At 41.0% G+C, this 6,662-nt stretch carries 4 protein-coding genes and 1 pseudogene; 3 read left to right on the top strand and 2 right to left on the bottom strand.

Annotated features, from left to right (window positions below; all coding sequences use genetic code 11):
* Nucleotides 1-400 (bottom strand): annotated as a pseudogene (locus tag LG34_RS06260) (DAPG hydrolase family protein); the annotation flags it as partial.
* 221 nt (nt 401-621) lie between these two features.
* Between LG34_RS06260 and LG34_RS06255 the strand changes: the two are divergent.
* Nucleotides 622-1,440, top strand: a complete 819-nt coding sequence (locus LG34_RS06255; RefSeq protein ID WP_146190196.1) for a HAMP domain-containing sensor histidine kinase — start codon at nt 622-624, stop codon at nt 1,438-1,440.
* Between the two features lie 157 nt (nt 1,441-1,597).
* Here the strand turns inward: LG34_RS06255 and secA are convergent, their stop codons facing one another.
* A complete protein-coding gene (secA, locus tag LG34_RS06250) occupies nt 1,598-4,162 on the bottom strand; it encodes a preprotein translocase subunit SecA (RefSeq protein ID WP_109215328.1) in 2,565 nt (854 codons plus the stop codon).
* 200 nt (nt 4,163-4,362) lie between these two features.
* On the opposite strand from secA, the gene LG34_RS06245 reads away from it, so the two are divergent.
* Nucleotides 4,363-4,620, top strand: coding sequence for a TIGR03905 family TSCPD domain-containing protein (locus tag LG34_RS06245; RefSeq protein ID WP_109215326.1), 258 nt, complete (start codon nt 4,363-4,365; stop codon nt 4,618-4,620).
* 1,079 nt (nt 4,621-5,699) lie between these two features.
* Nucleotides 5,700-6,557, top strand: a complete 858-nt coding sequence (locus LG34_RS06240; RefSeq protein WP_109215325.1) for a DegV family protein — start codon at nt 5,700-5,702, stop codon at nt 6,555-6,557.
* The last annotated feature ends 105 nt before the right edge of the window (nt 6,558-6,662 follow it).

Raw genomic sequence — 6,662 nt, 5'->3', positions numbered from 1 at the left:
ATGCCAGTCTGTGAATCTCTACGCCTTCGCCGCCAAATACAGCTGCGCCCGGCTCACATGCCTCAGAGATCATATGGACAGAAGCTTCCATACCATACTCTACCGGAGTTTTTACCCATGTAAATTTCTTGTGAGAACCCGGAGCCCACAGATAGTAACCTTTCTCCATGTTTGCCCAGAACCAGTCCATCATCTCGGATGTTACACCCGGAAGAAAATGCTGCTTCTGTGACGGAAGTACATAGCCTTTGTCAATGGCATCCTGATTTAATTCCAGTTCCGGCAGTAATGGGTTTGGTTTTTCCGGTTTCTCGTATGCTGCAAAGGGTACGTTTACATTGTCTTGACATGGCAGATAAGTCTGTCCGCCGTTTGCTACATATTTTACAGTTTCACTCATAATCTTTTCTCCTTTTTGCCAGCTGACATTTTGTTTTTTGGTCTGCTGGTCTTACCTAATTATTATTTTATCTATTTTCAGCTATCTTGTCTAGGACATTTTTTTCTGAATCTTTCTTAAGAAAACACGATGTCCTCCTATACTATGCTATAATTATCTTATTGATTTTAACCATTACATAAAAATATTTTTCAAAAGACAACTAGCATCATGGAACAAGCTTGTTTTTACGAAAAAAAGTGCAGGACATCGGGATTCTAAAAGACCACATTTTGCAAATGTCCGGTGGTGACTTACATCAACCAATCCGTCCCATGGGAAATGATGAACTTGGCATTCTGGCACGGGAACTGGACCAGATGCGCAGTACGCTGTACACCAACATACAGCAGGAAACAGAAAGCCGCCGTGCCAATCAGGATCTCATCACCGCCATGTCCCACGACTTGCGCACACCGCTGACTATTTTGCACGGTTACCTGGATATTCTGGCTCTTGGGCGCAATCCGGATCAGCAATCGGAATACATCCGACGCTGTCTGCAAAAAACAGAGGACATCCAGCAGCTCACTGACCGTATGTTTGAATACTCACTGGTTTATGAACCACCGCAATCCCCTGTTTTGACACCGATTTCTCTCACGGATCTTCAGCTTACCCTCACGGAACACCTGGATTTTCTTCACCTTGCAGGATTTCAGACATTGGAAACCTTTGCCCCCATATCCGGGCAAATTAATGGGGACGAAACATCCCTGAAACGATTATTTCAAAATCTGTTTTCCAATATCTTAAAATATGGAGACAAATCAGAACCGGTTACTTTGCAGTTTTCTGTGAGAAATAGCGCCTGTCAGATCATACTTTCTAACGCGGTAAAACCGGTTCATTCCGACATTGAAAGTAACCGGATCGGTTTGAAAAGTGCAGAAAAAATTGCCGAACTGCATCATGGCACACTGGCTTTCCGTCAAACAGATGAAAAACAATTTATCGTGAGCGTAACGCTTCCTGTGTTTTCGCACAAAAATGGCATCTGATGATACAACTATCAGATGCCATTTTCCTATTTCACATATTATTCTGCAATTTTATACAGTTCATACAACTGCCACATTGTTAGCACTCACTCTGAAAACAATCTATTATTGTCTATCATTTACAGATGTATAAAAGCCACTCAAAGCAACGATATATTTATGCTTTTCTTCCGCAACACTGTTTGTATTTTTTACCACTTCCGCATGGGCACGGATCATTCGGATATACTTTCTTCGCTTCACGTGTCTTTGGTGCTCTCTGTGTGGAATCATCTTTGTTTGTTCCGGTTACTTTGGCAACCTCCTCACGCTCTACCTTCTGCTCAACTTTTACATGGAACAGCATCTGAATCGTTTCTTCCTGAATGCTTGCGGTCATATCGTCAAACATTTCAAATCCTGCCATTTTGTACTCAACCAGCGGATCTCTCTGTCCATAAGCCTGCAGACCGATACCTTCACGAAGGATCTCCATATCATCAATGTGATCCATCCATTTACGGTCGATAGTTTTCAGCAGAACAACACGCTCCAGCTCACGGATCATCTCTGCCTCCGGGAACTCAGCTTCTTTTGCTTCGTATAATTTCACTGCACGCTCTTTGAGCATATGTTTTAACTCATTTGCGTTCAGGCTCTGGATCTCATCATCTGCTAACGGCTGCATAGGAATTACCGGGATCAGTAATTCATTTAATTCTACAACATCCCAGTTCTTATCCTCTTCATCTGATACACAGCGATCTACTGTATTTTCTACACGGTCTGTGATCATCTTGTAGATGGCATTGCGCATGTTTTCTCCATCCAGTACTCGACGACGCTCACCGTAAATGATCTCTCTCTGATCATTCATAACCTGATCGTACTCCAGCAGGTTTTTACGAATACCAAAGTTGTTACCCTCGATCTTCTCCTGCGCTTTCTCAATCGCGTTGGAAAGCATCTTATGCTCAATCTGTTCACCATAAGGAACACCGATGGCATTGAACATGTTGATCAGTTTCTCAGATCCAAACAGACGCATCAGGTCATCTTCCAGAGAAATGTAGAAACGGGACTCACCCGGATCTCCCTGTCGACCGGAACGACCACGCAGCTGGTTATCGATACGACGGGACTCATGACGCTCTGTACCGATGATCTTCAGACCACCGGCAGCTTTTGCCTCATCATCCAGCTTGATATCCGTACCACGACCTGCCATGTTGGTTGCGATGGTAACCGCACCATGTACACCGGCCTGAGCAACGATCTCTGCCTCAAGTTCATGGAATTTCGCATTCAATACGCTGTGCTGAATGCCTTCTTTTTTCAACATTCTGCTTAAAAGTTCGGAAGTCTCAATGGTAATCGTACCAACCAGAACCGGCTGACCGGTTGCATGCGCTTTCACAACTTCCTTTACAACAGCTTCGAATTTTTCCTGTTTTGTCTTATATACAGCATCTTCTCTGTCAATACGTGCGATCGGACGGTTGGTCGGAATCTCGATAACGTCCATGCCATAGATATCACGGAACTCTTTTTCTTCTGTCAGGGCAGTACCTGTCATACCGGCCTTTTTCTTATATTTATTAAAGAAGTTCTGGAATGTGATGGTTGCAAGTGTCTTGCTCTCACGTTTTACTTTTACATGCTCTTTTGCCTCAATTGCCTGATGCAGACCGTCAGAATAACGACGTCCCGGCATGATACGTCCGGTAAACTCATCAACGATCAGGATCTGGTCATCTGCAACAACGTAATCCTGATCACGGTGCATTAAGTTGTGCGCACGCAGGGCAAGGATAATATTATGCTGAATCTCAAGATTCTCTGCATCTGCAAGGTTGTCGATCTTGAAGAATTTCTCAACCTTCTCGACACCTTCCTGTGTCAGATTGATCACTTTATCTTTCTCATTTACGATGAAATCACCAGTCTCCTCGATCTCAATACCCATAATGGCATCCATTTTGGAAAATTCCTGACTTGCCTCACCACGTTTCATCTGTCTTGCCAGAATATCACATGCTTCGTACAGCTTTGTGGATTTGCCACTCTGACCGGAAATAATTAACGGTGTACGTGCCTCATCGATCAAAACAGAGTCAACCTCATCGATGATCGCATAATGCAGATCACGCTGAACCAGCTGCTCTTTGTAAATAACCATGTTGTCACGCAGATAATCGAAACCAAGTTCATTATTGGTAACGTAAGTAATATCGCACTCATATGCTTTCTTACGCTCATCATGATCCATATCATTTAAAACAACGCCAACGGTAAGTCCAAGGAACTCATGTACTTTTCCCATCCACTCAGCATCACGCTTTGCCAGATAGTCGTTGACTGTAACGATGTGAACACCTTTTCCTTCCAGCGCATTCAGATATGCCGGAGATGTGGAAACAAGTGTCTTACCTTCACCAGTCTTCATCTCAGCGATACGTCCCTGATGAAGAACGATTCCACCGATGAGCTGTACACGGTAATGCTCCATACCAAGCACACGTTTTGCAGCTTCACGAACGGTTGCAAATGCCTCCGGAAGCAGATCGTCCAGAGACTCTCCTTTTGCAAGTCTTTCTTTATATTCTTTTGTCTTTCCACGCAGCTCCTCATCAGATAATGCCTGCATCTGTGGGCGAAGTGCTTCAATCTTGTCAGCAATCGCATTGACAGACTTCAGCTCTCTGTCACTGTGGGTTCCAAAAATTTTTTCTATAATACTCATGTATTTATCCTGTACCTTTCTTTCTCTGCGGTCAAAACCGTCAAACATACTCTCTTATTTTACCACTGAATAGATTTTCACACAATACACAAAGCAGTAAACGATTTGTGAACTTTTTATAAACGAACCGTTTTTTGTATACAAATTTGCTTTCTTTATGCTATACTTGTCAATTGAATATACAAAAGGAGGATTTCATTATGAGTTATTTATACAAAACTAAAGGAACCTGTTCCACTATGATCGAAGTAGAGCTGGATGGACACGTTGTAAAAGATGTAAAATTCACCGGCGGCTGCAACGGTAACCTGAAAGCAATCCCGAAACTTGTTCAGGGACTTACCGTAGAACAGGTAGAAGAAAAACTTTCCGGTATTTCATGTTCCGGTCGTCCGACTTCCTGTGGTGATCAGCTTGCCAAAGCCTGTCGCGCAGCGTTAGAGGCACAGAACGCATAAGAATACTATTAGGGCAACTAAATAAGAATCTAAAAAGCATCTGACAGAATTTGTATCTGTTAGATGCCTTTCTTTTCCACTATTTTTTATAACTGGTCTTATAATTATCTGATAATTATTTTATATTTTTATTTATTTCTGTTTATTCATATTTTTTTATATTTTTTTCTAATTTTATATTGACAAGTTATATATTGTCTGTTATTATGAGTACAACAAATAAAGAACTTAACAAGTTCTTAAAAAACTACAGAAAGCGAGGTACAGACCACCGAAAACCTAATTTAAACTTCAAAACGATACTAAGTATAGGAGGTACAGTCCAATCTACATTTAAAATTTAACTTCATTTATTATAACGAAAGAGGTACGGTCCAATGAAATAGTTATTCAAACTTTCATCATTTAAATTTTTGAAAACGAGGTATAGTCCAATGAAATAGTTAATTTCTTTTCATAATTTAAATTCTTGAAACGGAGTATAGACCAATGGACAGGTAAATGAATTAATTTAATCTTAGAACAATACATAGTTGGAGGTACAGTCCACCAGAGATTAAAGTAATCAGCAGTTTTTTCTGATACCAGAATTGAATACATGACAGTTACCATAGTAAAAGAGGATCAAGATTCAGATGGCAACGTTCAGATATGAATCGGATCAAAAAGTCATGATGAAGGAGATTTGAAGACGTAACAGAAAAGGCTCAAAGGAAAAATCGAATCAGAAAATTGCATAATGAGACATATCAAGAGAAAACGGAGGTTAATTCCATTGGAGAGTATATGTTATTAAGGCTACATTGATATCTGTAAAACAAACAGTGTTGATGTAGCCTTTTCCAGTGCACTTCTATCGTGCCAAACTTAAAGTATTAAATTTCTTCCTTCTATCACACCGTGCAGAAACCTCAAAGCTCTTGCATTTTCCCAAAACTCTGTCATCCTTTTCTTGCCAGGCAATTTCCTCTCAACTTCTGCCAATTGTTTTCTATTGACACTCTTCCCTTGTAGGTGTAATCTAGTATTGAAAACTACATGTTGTCGTTTTAGCAGACAACAAGAAAGGTACTAGATACATGAGAGAGATTATCATCACCACTGAAAGTGGTTCCGATCTTCCGGAAAACCTTGTAAAAAAATACGATATAAAAGTAATTCCTATGCACATCGTCATGGATGCAACTTCCTATGCAGATGGAACTATCAGCGTAGATAAAATCTACGAATACTATAATGAAACCAAAAAAATCCCGACAACTTCCGCTGTAAACGTTGGCGAATACATTGACTTCTTTAATGAGATCCGCGCGGAACATCCGGATTGTGTCATCATGCACTTGGCATACTCCTCTCTGGCTTCTTCTACTTATCAGAATGCAGAGATCGCTATCCGCGAATTTGAGGATATTTATCTGATCGATACCAGAAACGTATCCGGCGGCTGCACTGCTCATCTTGCAAAGGCATATGAGATCATTCAGGCAAAAAAAGATACTGTGACAGATTACAAAGCTCTGGCTGACGAAATTGAATCCTGGAACAAAAAAGTATTCTGTTCTTTTATTCCGGGTAACTTAGATTACCTGAAAGCAGGCGGACGTGTATCCAATGCTGCATACCTTGGCGCTACCCTGCTTCGCCTGAAACCGCTGATTGAGATCGTAGATGGAAAACTTCTGGCTTCTAAAAAATACCGCGGTTCGATTGAAAAATTTGTGGATACATATATGGAAGAATATCTGGCAAAACATGATGTTTCCAGAAAATGTCTGTATCTGATGTACTCTAAAGGACTTTCTCAGGTAGCACTTGATCGTATGAAAGAAAATGCGATCCGATTTGGATTTGAGAGTTATGAGTATGTTATGACAGGATGTGTGATCAGCTGTCATAGTGGTCCGGGAGCAATTGGACTGGCTGGATGCTGCGAATAAAATTCCTTCGCATGTTTTTGAAAAAAATTTTCGGGTTATGTAAGAGAATCCCACATTTTTCATCTCAGTCTGAGTTGAGACTCCCACTTCTGCAAGTGGTGAGTA

The sequence above is a fragment of the Eubacterium ramulus genome (assembly GCF_003122485.1).
Taxonomy (GTDB): Bacteria; Bacillota; Clostridia; order Lachnospirales; family Lachnospiraceae; genus Eubacterium_I; species Eubacterium_I ramulus_A.
Note: the sequence above shows the minus strand (reverse complement) of the source record. Positions and strands in the feature narration are given on the sequence as shown.

What these genes read in the sequence shown, in the direction of transcription:
- LG34_RS06240 (WP_109215325.1), top strand. Translation starts at nt 5,700, where the DNA reads ATGAGAGAGATTATCATCACCACTGAAAGTGGTTCCGATCTTCCGGAA.
- secA (WP_109215328.1), bottom strand. Translation starts at nt 4,162, where the DNA reads ATGAGTATTATAGAAAAAATTTTTGGAACCCACAGTGACAGAGAGCTG.
- LG34_RS06245 (WP_109215326.1), top strand. Translation starts at nt 4,363, where the DNA reads ATGAGTTATTTATACAAAACTAAAGGAACCTGTTCCACTATGATCGAA.